12 protein-coding genes and 1 riboswitch are annotated in these 15,753 nt (G+C 62.6%); of the genes, 5 read left to right on the top strand and 7 right to left on the bottom strand.

The annotated features are described in order from the left end of the window. Positions 1–59 precede the first annotated feature (59 nt). The 5 genes from sucD to D6858_RS02835 all read right to left on the bottom strand — a co-directional run bounded on the left by sucD (position 60) and on the right by D6858_RS02835 (position 5,999). Positions 60–950 (bottom strand): succinate--CoA ligase subunit alpha, encoded by an 891-nt coding sequence (gene sucD / locus D6858_RS02855; protein ID WP_120106991.1) that lies wholly within the window; start codon positions 948–950, stop codon positions 60–62. A 41-nt stretch (positions 951–991) separates the two neighbouring features. Next, complete coding sequence (mdh, locus tag D6858_RS02850; RefSeq protein WP_120106989.1) at positions 992–1,954, bottom strand: malate dehydrogenase; 963 nt, start codon at positions 1,952–1,954, stop codon at positions 992–994. Between the two features lie 245 nt (positions 1,955–2,199). Further along, positions 2,200–4,128, bottom strand: a complete 1,929-nt coding sequence (locus D6858_RS02845) for a putative bifunctional diguanylate cyclase/phosphodiesterase (protein ID WP_225081279.1) — start codon at positions 4,126–4,128, stop codon at positions 2,200–2,202. Between the two features lie 162 nt (positions 4,129–4,290). Further along, positions 4,291–4,602 carry a hypothetical protein gene (locus D6858_RS02840; RefSeq protein ID WP_120106987.1) on the bottom strand — a complete coding sequence of 104 codons (312 nt, stop codon included), beginning with the start codon at positions 4,600–4,602 and terminating at the stop codon, positions 4,291–4,293. A gap of 149 nt (positions 4,603–4,751) precedes the next feature. Then, entirely contained in the window at positions 4,752–5,999 is a 1,248-nt protein-coding gene (locus D6858_RS02835) for a cell wall hydrolase (RefSeq protein WP_240623660.1), read from the bottom strand. Between the two features lie 163 nt (positions 6,000–6,162). Further along, positions 6,163–6,348, top strand: a riboswitch (cobalamin riboswitch). A 92-nt stretch (positions 6,349–6,440) separates the two neighbouring features. Here D6858_RS02835 and D6858_RS02830 point away from each other — a divergent pair. Genes D6858_RS02830 through D6858_RS02815 form a run of 4 tightly spaced genes read left to right on the top strand, consistent with a single transcriptional unit; the run spans position 6,441 to position 10,893 of the window. Next, a complete protein-coding gene (locus tag D6858_RS02830) occupies positions 6,441–8,300 on the top strand; it encodes a TonB-dependent receptor plug domain-containing protein (RefSeq protein WP_120106985.1) in 1,860 nt (619 codons plus the stop codon). A 42-nt stretch (positions 8,301–8,342) separates the two neighbouring features. Beyond that, positions 8,343–9,218 carry an ABC transporter substrate-binding protein gene (locus D6858_RS02825; protein WP_225081283.1) on the top strand — a complete coding sequence of 292 codons (876 nt, stop codon included), beginning with the start codon at positions 8,343–8,345 and terminating at the stop codon, positions 9,216–9,218. Next, on the top strand, positions 9,215–10,168 hold the full coding sequence (locus D6858_RS02820; protein ID WP_120107176.1) for a FecCD family ABC transporter permease: 954 nt from the start codon (positions 9,215–9,217) through the stop codon (positions 10,166–10,168). Before D6858_RS02825 ends, D6858_RS02820 begins: the two co-directional genes overlap by 4 nt. Continuing rightward, positions 10,165–10,893 carry an ABC transporter ATP-binding protein gene (locus D6858_RS02815; RefSeq protein ID WP_120106983.1) on the top strand — a complete coding sequence of 243 codons (729 nt, stop codon included), beginning with the start codon at positions 10,165–10,167 and terminating at the stop codon, positions 10,891–10,893. The genes D6858_RS02820 and D6858_RS02815 overlap by 4 nt, the downstream gene beginning before the upstream one ends. Positions 10,894–10,896: 3 nt before the next feature. Here the strand turns inward: D6858_RS02815 and D6858_RS02810 are convergent, their stop codons facing one another. Then, the gene (locus D6858_RS02810; protein ID WP_240623659.1) at positions 10,897–13,122 is read right to left on the bottom strand and encodes a M3 family metallopeptidase; all 2,226 of its coding nucleotides are present in this window, start codon (positions 13,120–13,122) and stop codon (positions 10,897–10,899) included. Positions 13,123–13,304: 182 nt separating this feature from the next. Continuing rightward, complete coding sequence (thpR, locus tag D6858_RS02805; protein ID WP_240623658.1) at positions 13,305–13,850, bottom strand: RNA 2',3'-cyclic phosphodiesterase; 546 nt, start codon at positions 13,848–13,850, stop codon at positions 13,305–13,307. A 143-nt stretch (positions 13,851–13,993) separates the two neighbouring features. On the opposite strand from thpR, the gene D6858_RS02800 reads away from it, so the two are divergent. Beyond that, positions 13,994–15,709, top strand: a complete 1,716-nt coding sequence (locus D6858_RS02800; protein ID WP_120106981.1) for a thiamine pyrophosphate-dependent enzyme — start codon at positions 13,994–13,996, stop codon at positions 15,707–15,709. The last annotated feature ends 44 nt before the right edge of the window (positions 15,710–15,753 follow it).

Genomic DNA, 15,753 nt, shown 5'->3' with positions numbered 1-15,753 from the left:
GGTTACCTCAACGCGCCGACGCCCCCCGTCGGCCCTTCAATAAGTATAATTCAGGCGAGTTACGCCAGTTCCTTCAGCAGCGCATCGAGCGTGGTGCCAAGTTCACTGGGCGACGGGGAGACGCGGATGCCCGCGCTTTCCATCGCAGCGATCTTGTCTTCCGCGCCGCCCTGACCGCCGGACACGATGGCACCGGCATGGCCCATGCGGCGGCCCGGAGGTGCCGTGCGGCCCGCGATGAAGCCGACCATCGGTTTCTTGCGGCCCTTCTTGGCCTGTTCCTTGATGAATTCAGCGGCTTCTTCCTCTGCGGAGCCACCGATTTCACCGATCATGATGATCGATTTGGTTTCATCGTCCGACAGGAACAGGTCGAGCACGTCGATGAAGTTGGTGCCGTTGACCGGGTCGCCGCCGATGCCGACTGCGGTGGTCTGGCCAAGGCCGACCATCGTGGTCTGGTGCACGGCTTCGTAAGTCAGGGTGCCCGAACGGGACACGACGCCAACCGAACCCTTCTTGAAGATGCTGCCGGGCATAATGCCGATCTTGCATTCGCCGGGGGTCAGCACGCCGGGGCAGTTGGGGCCGATCAGGCGGCTCTTGCTGCCATCGAGCGCGCGCTTCACGCGCACCATGTCGAGCACCGGAATACCTTCGGTGATGGCGACGATCAGTTCGATTTCCGCGTCGATCGCTTCGAGGATCGAATCGGCGGCGAACGGCGGCGGAACATAGATGCACGATGCGGTCGCGCCGGTGGCGGCCTTGGCATCTTTGACCGTGTTGAACACCGGCAAGCCGATGTGTTCGGTGCCGCCTTTGCCCGGCGTGACGCCCGCCACCATCTGCGTGCCGTAATCGAGCGCCTGCTGGGTGTGGAATGTGCCGGTGTCGCCAGTCATCCCCTGAGTAATGACCTTAGTATTCTTATCGACGAGAATGGACATGAATTTTCCTCTCTGGATGCGTCTGTTTCAGGCCCGCCGGATCAGGCCAGCGACGGATCGATGTTCTTGCAGGCGACGAGCAGTTCTTCGACCGCATCGACCGAAACCTTGAGGTTCTTCGCTTCTTCGTCCGACAGTTCGATTTCGACCACGTCCTCGATGCCGTTCGCGCCGATCACTGCCGGAACGCCGACATAGAGGCCGTTGACGCCATACTTGCCATCGACGTGCGCGGCGCAGGGCAGAATGCGCTTCTGATCGCCAAGGTACGCTTCGGCCATTGCAATCGCGCTGGTGGCCGGTGCGTAATAAGCGGAGCCGGTCTTGAGCAGGCCGACGATTTCGCCGCCACCCGAGCGGGTGCGGGCGACGATTTCATCGAGGCGGGCCGCATCGACGCCCTTGATCTTGGCCAGATCGCCCACGGGGATGCCGCTGATCGTGGAGTACGACAGCACCGGCACCATCGTGTCGCCGTGGCCGCCGAGCACGAATGCGTTCACGTCCTTCACCGAAACGCCGAATTCCCATGCGAGGAAAGTCGCGAAACGGGCAGAGTCGAGCACGCCGGCCATGCCGACGACTTTATTATGGGGCAGGCCGGAGAATTCGCGCAGCGCCCAGACCATCGCGTCGAGCGGGTTGGTGATGCAGATCACGAATGCGTCGGGGCAGTTGTTCTTGATGCCTTCGCCGACAGCCTTCATCACCTTGAGGTTGATGCCCAGCAGATCGTCGCGGCTCATGCCCGGCTTACGCGGCGAACCAGCGGTGACGATCACGACATCCGAACCAGCGAGATCGGCATAATCGTTGGTGCCGGTGATTTTCGCGTCGAACCCTTCGATCGGGCCGCACTGACTGAGGTCCAGCGCCTTGCCCTGCGGCAGACCTTCGGCGATGTCGAACAGGACGACGTCGCCCATCTCTTTCTTCGCAGCGAGGTGGGCGAGCGTGCCGCCGATCATACCGGCGCCAACGAGGGCGATCTTCTTGCGAGCCATGAGTAAGACTTTCCCTTCACACGCGCGGGAACGGCCAACGGAGGTGACACGGCCCCGTCCCGCGGGCAGGGCGGCCAGCGAATTTGCGCCGGGGTAGGCGTGTGATCAGGCGAATGCAACCGACAAAAGGTCTAATGACGCCAACTATCTTTGCTAACAGTTATCAATTACAATATGAAGCCCAAAACGGGCTTGTCAAGCCAGTGAGAAACCGTTGATCCTGCGGGAAAAGCGGCGGTCGCGGCTCACCCGACAGCGGCGCGGTTCACGCCTTTCGGGTTGCGTTCCTGCGCCAGCAGCAGCGCGGCGAGATAGTCGGGCACGGCCCGGCTGAAATAATATCCCTGGCCCAGAGTGCATCCGGCAGCGGACACAGCGCGGACCTGTTCGATGGTTTCCAGCCCTTCTGCGACTATGGCCATGTCAAGGCGCGCGCCCATTTCGGCCACGGCGCGGATGATCGCGTCGCTCTTGCGGCCGACTTTGGGGCCGGACACGAAGCTGCGATCTACCTTGATCTTGCTGAACGGGAATTTGTTGATGTAGCCGAGCGAGGAATAACCCGTGCCGAAATCGTCGAGTGCGAAGCGGACGCCGACTGCTGAAAGTTCTTCGATAAAGGCGCCGGTCGACTCGCTATCGTCGAGGAACAGGCTTTCGGTTACCTCCAGCTCCAGCCGTTCGGGTGCAAGGCCTGCTTCGCGGATCGCGGCGAGAATGCCGATCGCGGCACCCGGTGCACGGATCTGCAGCGGCGAAAGGTTGACCGCCAGCGTGACATCTTCGGGCCAGGTGGCCGCTGCGCGGGCGGCCTGCTTGGTGATCCAGTTGCCCAGAGTGACGATAACGCCGGTTTCTTCGGCCACAGGGATGAATTCGTCTGGCCGCAGTTCCCCCTTTTCCGGGTGGAACCAGCGCACCAGTGCCTCAAACGTGCGGATACGCCCGGTTTCGAGATCGACGATCGGCTGGAAGAAGATCGACAGTTCGTCACGCTGGATCGCAGCGCGCAATTCTGCCTCGATTTCGCGCCGACGCACGAGGTCGCGGCTCATCGAACAGTCATAGAACCGCGCCTGATTACGGCCGCCCACTTTCGCCTGATAGAGCGCAAGGTCGGCACTTTGCATCAAAGTATCCGCGTCGTGTCCATCGTCGGGCAGGATCGCCACGCCCATCGACGAAGGGATTTCCAACCGCTCGCCATCGACGCGCATGGCACGGGTAACATAGGACAGGACTTCGTCGGCCAGTTCTTCACAATGCCTGCGGGTGTCGACTTCGCACACCATAATGAACTCGTCACCGCCGAAGCGCGACACGATCGCGCCATCGGGGGCGACCTCTTTAAGGCGGCGCGCGACTTCGCTCAAAACCCGGTCACCGACAGGATGACCGAGCAGGTCGTTGACTTCCTTGAAGCGGTCGAGATCGAGCCAGAACAGCGCCAGCATCCGATCGTCCGGCAACGCGAGCAGTTTTTCGACCATCGCGTGATTGAGCCCTGCGCGGTTCGCCAGCCCGGTGACGACATCGGTTCGCGCCAGAGTCTGCATCTTGCTGGCCAGCTTGGCACTGGTTTCCGCAGCGGCGATGGATTCGCGCAACATCCGGAAGAGATTGGCGACAATAGAGGCCATTGCGGGAATCAGCATGGCCATCGTGATCGCCAGAGCGATCAACGGCAACGTCCCCACATACAATGCGCCCAGAATGATCGGCCCGGTGGCCAGCGTCAGTTGCCCCATCGCGATCATCGGACGCCCGGCGTTACGCGCGCAGATGCCGATGCCATATCCGATAGCGTTGGCCTGCATCAGAACCTGAACCCCGACATCGACATGCAACACCAATGCCAGCGCTGCGGTGATGCCAAGCGTAATGGCATAACTGAATGCGCCGATCTCGTAGATGACTTCGAGTGTATATGTGCTGGTGTCGCGCTGACGTTCAGCGAGGATCAGAGAGAGTGTGACGCGTGCAATCGCCACGATGCACAACGTGGCCGACAGTGCATAGAGAGCTGTGCTGCCGGTAATGAACGCGGAAAACCCGGTGGAGACAATGCCGCACAATGCCCCCAGTGCGAGACTGACCGGCTGAGCATAGAGTGAGTGTACAAGGGTGCGTCTGACTCTCTGATCCAGAGCAGTCCGGCGTCCCTTCGGGAACACGCGCCTTACGGCTTTATGGAGTTTTCGATCCACCACAACGCAGGCATTATCGCAAAGAGGTCACCGGATAGTTAAGATCGGCTTGACGTTTATCGGGGGGTGTCATTGGCTACAGGCAGCCGTTGTTAGGCCAGAGCCGATGCAGCCTCGCAGATGCCGGATTTAGTTTACCGACAGGGTGCCCTCGGTCAGCCGCGCCAGACGCTTGTCGAGCGTGCGGCAGATCGCCAGCCACCAGTCATAAGCGAGCCGGTCGTTTGCGAAGAATGCCGCTTCGGCGTGTTTGCGCGCCACTTCCGCTGCGCGCAGGCCGTGCTGGCCGAAATGCCGCAAGGCCGCCTGCAGCACCGCCTCGTTCGATGCGCGGTGATGATTACCATTGTCATTCGCTGCCCGCGCGGGTGCCCTGGTTGTCAGCGCGCGTGTTACGGGTGAACAGATCGCGTGACGGACGAAGGCATAGCGATAGGACATCGGGCGAAGCGATCCTTATGATTATTAAGGGCTTTGTTCTGAATTGTTCCTCTGCGGCGAGAGGAAGTGCCATCGCTATGCCGGAATGATGTTTGTGGGATGCTAAACAGCATGCTTTCCACGCTGTTAACCTTATCGCCCGGTCCCGGTCAGTTCGGCTGGGCGATCCAGCGCCCCGAGTTGGCGTATTCGGCCTTCACATTGCTGGAATTCGGCAGGTCGTTCGCCTGATAGATCCGGTCGCCCCCGCGCGCGGCCACCGATTGCGCGTAAGCGGGCGGTGGCGAGGGGGCCGCGCTACTGTTTGACCCGGCGCCAGCAATGGCTCTGCTGGCCACGGCGGGCGACGCGGTGAGGCTGTCGGTCGGCTTGTGAGCGGCTTCATATGCCCGCGCCAGCATCACCGGATCCGGCGCGGAATCGGGGGATGGTGCGGCTGTGCGCGGATGCGGCGCGGCAATCGGTTCGCTGCCGCGATAGACATCGGAAAACGCCGCCAGCCGTCCGGCCGCGCCGCGCCAGCGATAAAAGGTGTGCAGTCCGATTGTGCCAACATTGTCGAGGCTGGATGCCCAATAGGGCAGCACGTAAGTCGCATGGTAATGTGTGGCGAGGCCGATGGGGCGATAGACATATCCGCTCAGCGCGGCCTGCGCCACCGCGGCGGCGCGGTTCCATTTTACCACCATCGGCTGGCGATTGAGCGACCCGTCGCAAGTGAATGTGAACTGGCACCCGGTCTGCCGCTCGCTGCCCTGAAACACTACGCCGCATACATTGTCGGGATAGCTGGGGTGCGCCACGCGGTTAAGCACCACTTGTGCCACGGCGCGCTGGCCATCGGTGCTTTCATTCGCGGCTTCGTAATAGACCGCCATCGTCAGGCAGCGCAGCGCGCGCGCCTTGCTGATCCCGCTGCCGATTTCAGTGAACGGCCGCGCGACAAGCCGCGAGCCGGGCGCGTCCGTGGCATCGGGCGCGGGTTCGCCATCCCAGTGCGCGCCTGTGTTCAGCGCGGGGGGCAGATCGTCGTCGCTATACCCGGCGGGCAGATCGGGCACATCTTGCAGATAGAAGAACGCCGATCCGGGGAAGCTTTGGCCCGGTGTTTCGAACGGCATGGGCGTGGCATCCTGCACGCTGGCGGGATCGAAATCGAACCGGCTCCATTCGCCCGGTGCGGCCATCGCCGGAACCGCAATCGCGGCGGCCAGTGCCAGAAACCGCCGGCCACGATGCTTGCCATCGGACGCGCCGCCGAACGCACGCAGCCACTCCGCAATGCGCGAAGGCCTGCGGTTGCGCCGTATCCGGCGGGCAGAGGTGGCAGGCTGACGGATCGCGAATTCCTTTACTGCATTGCGTACTGCATCGCACGGGGCACCGCTGGCTTCCACAGCCGCGCCTTAGCGGCGCGTAGCGGACGCGGGCGCATATCGCGAGCGCGGTTACGGCAACCGTCCCTTGGCGGCACACCTTGCAAGGCAGAGTTAAGCGGTGTGCTTGCCAAGTGGTAAACGAGTGGTGCGCGCGCTTGCCTTTCGTAATCGCCGCGCGTATCGGCCCGCCATCGTCACGGGTTGTCCGATTATTCGGGCCTAAGAGGGAAGGGAGTCATATTCTCCCGCTGCCCCCGCAACTGTGACCGGGGAGCGAATGGCCATTCGCCACTGATCGCGAGATCGGGAAGGCGGCCAGAAGCGTTGATCCGGGAGCCAGGAGACCTGCCTGAGACGGTCGTTCGTGTTGCCGGGCGGGGTGTTACCGGTGGCAGACGTGAAGCGCATGTCCGCGCCTCCCGTTGATGAGCGACGAGTTCGTTCATTATTGGAGGTTTAATGTCTAAATATCTGTTTTTGTTGAGTTGTGTCGCAATTGCATCGCCTGCTTTTGCGGGGGAGGACGCATACGAAGCCGATCCGACCACGATCACGGTGACCGCCAGCGGCACAGGCAGCAATGTCGTCGATACCGGGCAGCCGGTAACAGTGATCGGCGCCGATGAAATCGATTCGATTCAAGGTGCGGATATTGCCCGCGTTCTGCAACGCGCGCCCGGTGTTTCGATCACGCGCAACGGCGCCCCCGGCGCGGTAACCAGCGTGAGCGTGCGCGGTGCTGCTTCCCAGCAATTGCTGGTACTGGTCGATGGCGTGCGGGTGGCCGATCCGGCCTCGCCCGGCGGCGGGTACGATTTCGGCAACCTGCTGGCCGGCAATATCGAGAAGATCGATCTGCTGCGCGGCGCGAACTCCACTATCTGGGGTTCGGATGCGATGGGCGGGGTATTGGCAGTGACCACGCGGGCGCAGCGCGGACTGCAGGCCAGCGCCGAATATGGCAGCAACGAAACCGCCTATCTCAACGCCAGCGGAGGTATCGGTAGCGATGCCTATTTCCTTGGCGGATCGGCCAGCTGGTATCGCACCGATGGCTATTCCTCGGCCCGCACCGGGACAGAGCCTGACGGGTTCGAACAGTTCGCCGCCAATGGCGAGGCACGGGCCTATCTCTCGCCCAGCTTCGAACTGTTCGTGCGTGGCCGTTATGCCAAGGGCGATCTCGATGTCGATGGCTTCCCTGCGCCGAGCTATACCTTTGCCGACACTAACGAAACGCAGAAGACCGAACAGTATTCGGGCGCAGCGGGCGCGGTGTACGACAGCGGTACGCTCTATCTGCAGGGGGCATGGTCGTTCGCGGATACGCAGCGCGAAAACTACAATCCCGACATCGGTAGCGACCCGACATACACGATTGCCGGGCATCTCGATCGGGCGGACTTGCGCGGGACATGGCGCGCGGTCGGGCCGCTGGTGGTCAATTTCGGCGGTAACGGCGAATGGACGCGGTTTGCCGATATTGGAGGCAAGCACGAATCCACCAACACATGGGGGGCTTACACCCAGATCGGCATCGAAACCCCGCGTTATGCCGCGCATGTCGGTGTGCGCCATGACGAACACGAACGGTTCGGCGGCGAAACCAGCTTCGGTGCCGATGCCAGCTTTGAAATCGTCCACGACCTGCGCCTGCGCGCCAGCGTGGGCGAAGGGTTCAAGGCCCCGACACTGTATCAGTTGCTGTCGGACTACGGCAATGTGAGCCTGCGTCCTGAACAGGCCACCAGCTACGATCTCGGCCTGGCATGGCGCGACCGCGCTGCGCCGACCTATGCCGCGATCACACTTTTCCGGCGGGATAGCGAAGATCTGATCGATTTTGTTTCGTGTTATGGGGTGAGCGACGGGGTCTGCAGCGACCGCCCATATGGCACATATGACAATGTAGGCCGTGCGCGCGCGCAGGGCGTCGAAGTCGCATTCGGTCTCGCCCCGTCGGAAAACCTGCGGACGCAAATCGCCTATAGCTATGTCGAAGCGACCGACCGGGCGACCGGCAACTGGCTCGCCCGGCGGCCGCAGCACACGCTGACCACATCGCTCGACTGGACCACTCCGGTCGGTCTGGTGATCGGCGGCGACGTGCGGCTGGTAGGCGAAAGCTTTGACAACGCCGCCAATACCACGCGGCTGGCCCCCTATGCCGTGGGCGATATCCGCGCCAGCCTGCCGATTGCCAACCGGTTCGAGCTGTTCGGCCGGGTCGAAAACGTGACCGACGCCGATTATGAAACGGTCGCTGGTTACGGCACACAGGGTCGCGCCGGATATGTCGGTGTGCGGTTGAAGATGTGATCGCTTCGCTGCACCCGGAAACAGCGCCGCTGCCGTTGTCTCATGGCTGATTATCCCAGCCGTGGGGCAACGGGCCACCCGGTGTCCGCCATGCGGCGACGGGCCAAGGTGCGAAGCATCCTTCCGGTCGCTCTGTTCTTCCTGATGGCGGGTTGCACTGCGGCTGCCGCGCCGGAGCCAGCAAGACACCCGACCATCGTCAGCCTCAATCCCTGCACCGATGCCATTCTGGCCGAAGTCGCGGAGAAGGATCAGGTGCTCGCGCTGAGCCATTACAGCCGCGATCCGCAGGCCAGTTCGATGGACGTATCGCTTGCGCGGACATACGGCACCACTGGCGGGACAGTGGAGGAAGTGCTCGCGCTCGATCCGCAAGTCGTTGTCGGCGGCACATATATGCAGCCTGCCACCCGTGCGGCATTTGTCAGACTGGGGATGCGGGTGGAAACCATCGACATTGCAAGTTCGGTGGATGACAGCATCGCACAGGTTCGCAAACTGGCTGCACTCGCCGGATATCCCGAACGCGGCGAAGCGCTGGTGCGGCGGATAGAGGCCGCTGTGCAGCGGGGGCGCTGGGATGGGCCAGCCGTTCCGGCGATCCTGTGGCAACTGGGTGGAACCGTCCCCGGCGACAGCGCGCTGGTGAGCCAGTTGATGGCCAATGCGGGCCTTGCCAACCAAACCGCGGCGCGCGGTATGGGCCAGGCCGAATACCTCTCTCTCGAACGTATGCTGAGCGATCCGCCACGGGTCTTGCTGGTGGCGGGCGATGAACGGGGGCAGCATCACCCCGTTTTGCAAGATGTGCCGGGAATGGCGACGGTCCCGTTCGATCCGACGCTGCTCTATTGCGCGGGGCCGACAATCGTGCGGGTCGCGGATCGGCTGGCGGCCATCCGGCGGGCGATTTCATGACCCGGCTTGTCAGAAACCTGCTTATCCTGCTGGCGATTGCCGTGCCGCTGTCGCTGCTGGCGGGGCGTGTGTGGATCGATCCGGCGACGACGCCCAATGCCACGGCGATCCTGATGGAACTACGGTTGCCGCGCGCGTTGCTGGCAATTGTCATCGGTGCCGGGCTGGGGGCGAGCGGTGCGGCGATGCAGGGGTATCTGCGTAATCCGCTGGCCGATCCGGGCCTGTTCGGGATCGCCCCCGGCGCGGCGCTGGGCGCAGTGGTGAGCCTGTGGTTCGGCTATGCTGCCAGCCCTTATCTGTTGCCGCTATTCGCTCTGGTCGGGGCAGGGGGCGCGATGGCCCTGCTGGCGGCGATTGCCGGGCGCACGGGTGGCATCGCGCTGTTTACGCTGGCGGGCATGATGATCGCCAGTCTTGCCGGTGCGCTGACCAGTCTGGCGATCAGTCTGGCCCCCAATGCCTTCGCGATGAGCGAAATCGTCAACTGGCTGATGGGTGCGCTGACCGATCGCGGCTGGCCCGAAGTGTGGATCGCCGCGCCGCTGACGCTGGCAGGGATCGCATGCCTGATGATGGCTGCGCGCGGGCTGGATGCGCTGGTGCTGGGCGAAAGCGCGGCGCGCAGTCTGGGGATGGACCCCGACCGCCTGCAATGCTGGCTGGTCGCGGGCGTGGGGCTGACGGTCGGCAGCGGGGTCGCGGTGGCGGGGATCGTCGGCTTTGTAGGCCTGATCGTGCCGCACCTTGTCCGCCCGCTGACCGACCGGCGTCCCAGTTCGCTGATGCTGCCGAGTGCGCTGGCGGGGGCGTTGCTGGTGCTGGTGGCCGATTGTCTGTGCCGGATACTTCCGCTGGTCACCGAATTGCGGCTGGGCATTGCGCTCAGCCTTGTCGGGGCGCCGTTTTTCCTCTGGCTGCTGATGCAAATGCGACGGGGGCTGGCATGAGCCTGATCGCGGCAGAGCTGACCGTAGAGGGGCGGCTTGAAGAAGTTACGGCGGCGATGCAAACCGGCCAGGTGACGGCGATCTGCGGGCCGAACGGTGCGGGCAAGTCCACTTTGCTGCAATGTCTTGCGGGCCTGTTGCCGACCGAAGGCGGGCTGGTCGCGCTCGATCACAGGCCGCTCGACCAGATGCGGTCGTGCGAACGGGCGCAGACCATCGGCTATCTCCCGCAGAATGGCGAGATCGCGTGGGATCTGACCGTGCGGAACCTCGTGTCACTGGGGCGCTTGCCGCATCGCGACCGGGGAGAAGCGGAAGTGGCGGAGGCGCTATCCGCGCTCGATCTCGATCCGTTTGCCGAACGGCCGGTGTCGCAGCTTTCGGGTGGGGAACGGGCGCGGGCCTTGCTGGCGCGGGTGCTGGCAGGGACACCGCGCTGGATTCTGGCTGACGAACCGCTGGCGGCGCTCGATATCGCGCATCAACTGGCGCTGATCGGGCATTTCCGGCGCACCGCGCGCGACGGGGTCGGGGTGGTGCTGGTGCTGCACGATCTGGCACTGGCGATGAATTATGCCGACCGCGTTATCGTGCTCGATCGCGGAGTAAAGGCGGCAGATGGCGATCCGCAAATGGCCTTGTCGGAAGATGTCATCGCCCGCGTATGGGGCGTACCCGCGCGCTGGCTGGGAGAGCCGGGCGCGCGGGCACTGATTCCCGGTTAACCCTTACTTCTTGTCAGGCACCAGACCGCGCGCCTCCAGCATCGGTTCGACGCTGGGTTCATGGCCGGTGAAATCCTTGTACATTTTGAAGTAATCTTCCGCAGCACCGCGGCTGAGGATGGTGTCGCGATAATGCTGGCCGTTCTTGCGGGTCAGGCCGCCATTGTCGAGGAACCACTTCTGGCTGTCACGGTCGAGCATTTCGGTCCACAGATAGCTGTAATAGCCAGCCGAATACCCGGTCGGGCCGGAGAAGATGTGGCTGAAATAGCTGCTGCGATAGCGCGGCGGCACCAGATCGGTTTCGAGGCCGAGCTGCTTGAGGCTCTTGTCCTCGAACGCATCGACATCGGTGGGCACCTTGATCGCCGCTGCCTGTTCGGGCGTCAGCGCATGCCATTTCATATCCAGCAATGCCGCTTCGACGACTTCACCGAAATCGTAGCCCTGATTGAACTTCTTGGCGGCGATGATCTTGTCGATCTGCGCCTGCGGGATCGGCGCGCCGGTTTTCCAGTTTTTGGCATAGTGCGCCAGAACTTCGGGGTAGCTGGCCCACATCTCGTTGGTCTGGCTGGGGTATTCCACGAAGTCGCGGGCCACCGCCGTGCCCGAAAGCGAGGCGTATTTGCCGTTGGCGAAGAACCCGTGCAGCGCGTGGCCGAATTCGTGGAACATGGTTTCGACATTGTCGAAGCTGACCAGTTGCGGTTCGCCATCGGGTGCCTTGGGGATGTTAAGCACGTTGTAGATCACCGGCTTGTCACCGAACAGGTGGCTCTGATCGACGAAGTTGCTCATCCACGCGCCGCCGCGCTTATTGTCGCGCTGGAACGGATCGAAGTAGAAGATGCCCAACTGGCTGCCATCGGCATCGAACACATCGTATGTGCTCACGTCCGGGTTATAGACCGGCAGGTCGGTGCGTTTCTTGAAGGTCAGGCCATAGAGCTTGTTGGCGGCATAGAACACACCATCTTCCAGCACCCGGTGCACTTCGAAGTACTGTTTTACTTCGTCTTCGTTGAAGGAAAACTTCTTCGCCTTCACCTTGTCGGCATACATTTCCCAATCCCACGGCTTGACGGCGAAGTTCTTGCCGCTGGCCTTGATTTCTTCGTTCAGCATGGCTGCATCGGCGCGCTGGCGGGCGGCGAGAGCGGGGACCATCTGTTCCATGAAATCGAGCGCGGTTTTGGGGTTTTTCGCCATGCGATCCCACATGACATAGCTGGCCCAGTCGGGTTCCCCGAACAGCGCGGCCTTCTGCGCGCGCAGTTCTGCGATGCGGGCGACGGTTTTGCGGGTGTCGTTCTCGTCACCCTTTTCCGCGCGGGTCCAGCTGTTGGTGAACAGCTTTTCACGCACGGCCCGGTCGGTCAGCGCGCCGAGCGAGGGCTGGCGCGTGGTGTTTTGCAGGGCGATCACATATTTGCCGGGCATCCCGCGTTCTTCGGCAGTCTTGGCCGCAGCGGCGATTTCGGCATCGGACAGACCGGCCAGTTTGGCCTTGTCATCCACCACCAGAGCAGCCGCCTTGGTGGCGGAGATCAGCTGCTGGCTGAATTCGGTGGTGATGGTGGACAGTTCGGAATTGATTTCCTTCACTTTCGCCTTCTGCTCAGGCGTCAGCATCGCCCCGGCATGGACCATCCCCTTATACGTTTCTTCCAGCAGCTTGCTGTCTTCGGCATCGAGGCCGAGCGAAGCGCGCGCATCGTACACCGCCTTCACCCGCGCAAACAGGTGGGGATTCAGCGTGATCCCGTCGGAGTGGGCAGAGAGCTTGGGGCTGATTTCGGCATCGACTGCCTGCAGCGTGTCGTTGGTGTTGGCGCCGGTCAGCGCATAGAACACGGTGGCGACACGGCCCAGCATCCGGCCTGATTTTTCCAGCGCGACGATGGTGTTTTCAAACGTCGGCTGTGCGGGGTTGTCGATGATAGCCTGCACTTCGGCGGAATGAATCTTCATCGCCTGTTCGAAGGCGGGGGCGTAATCGGTATCCTTGATCTTGCTGAAATCGGGTGCGTGCAGCGGCAGGTCGGAAGGTTGCGCGAAATATCCGGTGCCCTGCGGAATGGCCGGCGGGCCGTTTTCAGCGGCAGTGTCAGCTGCGGTTTCGGGCCGGTCGGCGGTGGAATAATCCTGCATCGTGGTACATCCTCCGAGCATCGCGGCGCCCAGAACGGCAGGTGCGGCGGCAGCGAATAGGCGTGTCTTAATCAAGGTGGTGCTCCCTGTTGTATTATGCGGAATTGGCACTGACCGAACGACCGCGACAGATGGGCGCGGGCACAAGGCAGGCATGGAGATACTGTATCAACGGTTGAAGCCGGGATCGGTTGCGGTTGCAACCGGATTCGTGTCGCTCGTCGATAGAGAACAGCAGTTTGTCGACCATAGAGCGTTCATCGCAGCCGCCATTCGACCACCGGATCGTATTGCGATCCGCCGGGTGTCAGCGTGCTTTCGTAAAGGCGGACGCTATCGACGGGCCAGGCGGGCGCGGCCAGCCGCGAATGCTGCGCCAGCCAGGGCGCCACCGGCCCCGCCGCGCTGTTCAGCCGGGCGAGCGTGATGTGCGGCGTGAACTTGCGGTGTTCCGCCTCCAGCCCGACCGACTGGCACACCCGTTCGACTTTCTTCTGCAAGGTGTCGAGCGCGGCATTGGGGGCGATGCCTGCCCACAAAGCAGTTGGCTGCCCCTTGCGTTCGAAAAAACCGACACCGTGCACTGCCAGTTCGAACCGTGGCGCATCGATCCGGCCGAGTGCATCGACGAGATCGTCCGCCACGCGCGGATCGGTTTCCCCGATATAGCGCAAGGTCAGGTGCAGTTGTTCATCGTCCTGCCAGCGGGCGGCGGCCACGCTGTCCATCGTGTCGATCAGCACGTCGCGCACGGCGACCGGTGGGCGCAGAGCAACGAACAGGCGGGGCAGGGCAGCGACCATTGCCGCAAACAATAGGCAGGCATACCGCTCTGGCCAAGGGCAGACAGCGGGGCCATTGTGGAACTGTCGCGCGCGTTATCCGTAAAGGAAATGCTGCGTACTTCTACGTTGCCTCGAAGCATACCTGGAAAGGCCTCCCCAATATGGCAAAGACCGTTGCCGAAATCGTCGTCGATACAATCGAACAGGCAGGGGCGAAGCGGATTTACGGGATACCGGGGGATACGATCAATCATTTCACCGACGCGGTTTCGCGTTCGAACCTGCGGTGGGTTCACGTGCGGCACGAAGAAGTCGGAGCCTTCGCTGCCGGGGGCGAGGCCTATATGACCGGCGAACTGGCAGTATGTGCTGGCACCTGCGGACCGGGCAGCCTGCATTTCGTAAACGGAATATACGAAACCCACCGCAACGGTGCGCCGGTCCTGCTGATCGCATCGGACGTGGACCGGCGGGAGAAAGGATTCGATTTCCCGCAGGAGGTCGATCAGCACAAGATTTACGAACAGCATTCGGTGTTCTGCGAATATATCTCCCACCCCGCACAGGCGCGACGGATCGTCGCCAAGGCGGCGCAGGCGGCGCTGACCCGGCGCGGCGTGGCGGTGGTGATCGTCAACGGCGACATGTTCACCGAGAAGGACGACGATAAGGCCGACTGGCAGGTCTATCGCCCCGATCCCCGCACGCGGCCCAGCGACAGCGAACTGGCCGAACTGGCGCGGGATATCGATGCCGCCGAGAAGGTCACTGTCTATGCCGGCATCGGTGCGCGCGATGCCCACGATCAGATCGTGGCGCTGTGCGAAAAACTCAACGCACCGATGGTCCACACCACCCGCGCGAAGGAATGGCTGGAACCGGACAACCCCTATAATGTCGGGGTCAACGGCATTCTCGGCAACAAGGCGGGGGTGGAGGCGATCCATCGCGCCGATCTGGTGCTCTGCCTCGGCTGCGATTTCGCGTACACGCAATACTATCCCGCACAGGCGAAGATCGTGCAGGTCGATATCGACCCGACCCATCTGGGCCGCCGCGCGCCGATCCATATGGGGCTGATCGGGGATAGCGCGACGACACTGGACGCGCTGACCCCGATGCTGGCGGCAAAGCCGGATCGCGCGCATCTCGACAAGGCGCTCGATCAGTGGCGCGAAGATATCGACGGATATCGCGACGCGGGGGAGGAATCGGACGACACTCTGATCCACCCGCAATTCGTTGCCAATATGCTCGATCGGGTGGCGGCGGACGATGCGATTTTCGTGTCCGATGTCGGCACGCCGATGGTGTGGATGCTGCGCCACATTGCCGCGAACGGGAAACGGCGGTTTCTCAACAGCCTGCTCCACGGCACGATGGCCAGCGCCTATCCGCAGGCGATTGGCGCGAAAATCGCTTATCCCGATCGGCAGGTGATTGCGATGTGCGGCGATGGCGGGATGACCATGCTGATGGGCGACCTGCTGACTCTGGTGCAGGAGAAAGTGCCGCTCAAACTGCTGGTGTTCAACAATTCCACGCTCGGCTTCGTGGAGATGGAACAGCGGGTGGAAGGGCTGGTCGATCATTATACCGGATTGGAAAATCCCGATTTTTCCAAGGTGGCAGAGGCCATTGGTATTGCCGGATGGCGGGTGGACCGGGCCAGCGATCTTAGCGCGGCGATGGACAAATGGCTGGCCGAACCTGGCCCGGCTCTGCTCGATGTGAAGGTCAACCGGGTCGAACTGGTGATGCCGCCCGAAGTGAAGCTGGGGCAAGTGGCCAGCACCGCGCTGTTCGGCGTGAAGGCAGTGCTCAGTGGGCGGACGAAGGAAGTCGTCTCTCTGCTGCGCGATAACTTCCTGCGGTGATTGCCTGCGCGCGGGGTATTGCCCGCTGCGCCGATCTGATGCAG

This window comes from Tsuneonella suprasediminis (genome assembly GCF_003605755.1).
In the GTDB taxonomy this organism is placed as follows: domain Bacteria; phylum Pseudomonadota; class Alphaproteobacteria; order Sphingomonadales; family Sphingomonadaceae; genus Tsuneonella; species Tsuneonella suprasediminis.
Note: the sequence above shows the minus strand (reverse complement) of the source record. Positions and strands in the feature narration are given on the sequence as shown.

What these genes read in the sequence shown, in the direction of transcription:
- sucD (WP_120106991.1), bottom strand. Translation starts at nt 950, where the DNA reads ATGTCCATTCTCGTCGATAAGAATACTAAGGTCATTACTCAGGGGATG.
- D6858_RS02830 (WP_120106985.1), top strand. Translation starts at nt 6,441, where the DNA reads ATGTCTAAATATCTGTTTTTGTTGAGTTGTGTCGCAATTGCATCGCCT.
- thpR (WP_240623658.1), bottom strand. Translation starts at nt 13,850, where the DNA reads ATGGTCGCTGCCCTGCCCCGCCTGTTCGTTGCTCTGCGCCCACCGGTC.
- mdh (WP_120106989.1), bottom strand. Translation starts at nt 1,954, where the DNA reads ATGGCTCGCAAGAAGATCGCCCTCGTTGGCGCCGGTATGATCGGCGGC.
- D6858_RS02800 (WP_120106981.1), top strand. Translation starts at nt 13,994, where the DNA reads ATGGCAAAGACCGTTGCCGAAATCGTCGTCGATACAATCGAACAGGCA.
- D6858_RS02815 (WP_120106983.1), top strand. Translation starts at nt 10,165, where the DNA reads ATGAGCCTGATCGCGGCAGAGCTGACCGTAGAGGGGCGGCTTGAAGAA.
- D6858_RS02820 (WP_120107176.1), top strand. Translation starts at nt 9,215, where the DNA reads ATGACCCGGCTTGTCAGAAACCTGCTTATCCTGCTGGCGATTGCCGTG.
- D6858_RS02825 (WP_225081283.1), top strand. Translation starts at nt 8,343, where the DNA reads ATGGCTGATTATCCCAGCCGTGGGGCAACGGGCCACCCGGTGTCCGCC.
- D6858_RS02840 (WP_120106987.1), bottom strand. Translation starts at nt 4,602, where the DNA reads ATGTCCTATCGCTATGCCTTCGTCCGTCACGCGATCTGTTCACCCGTA.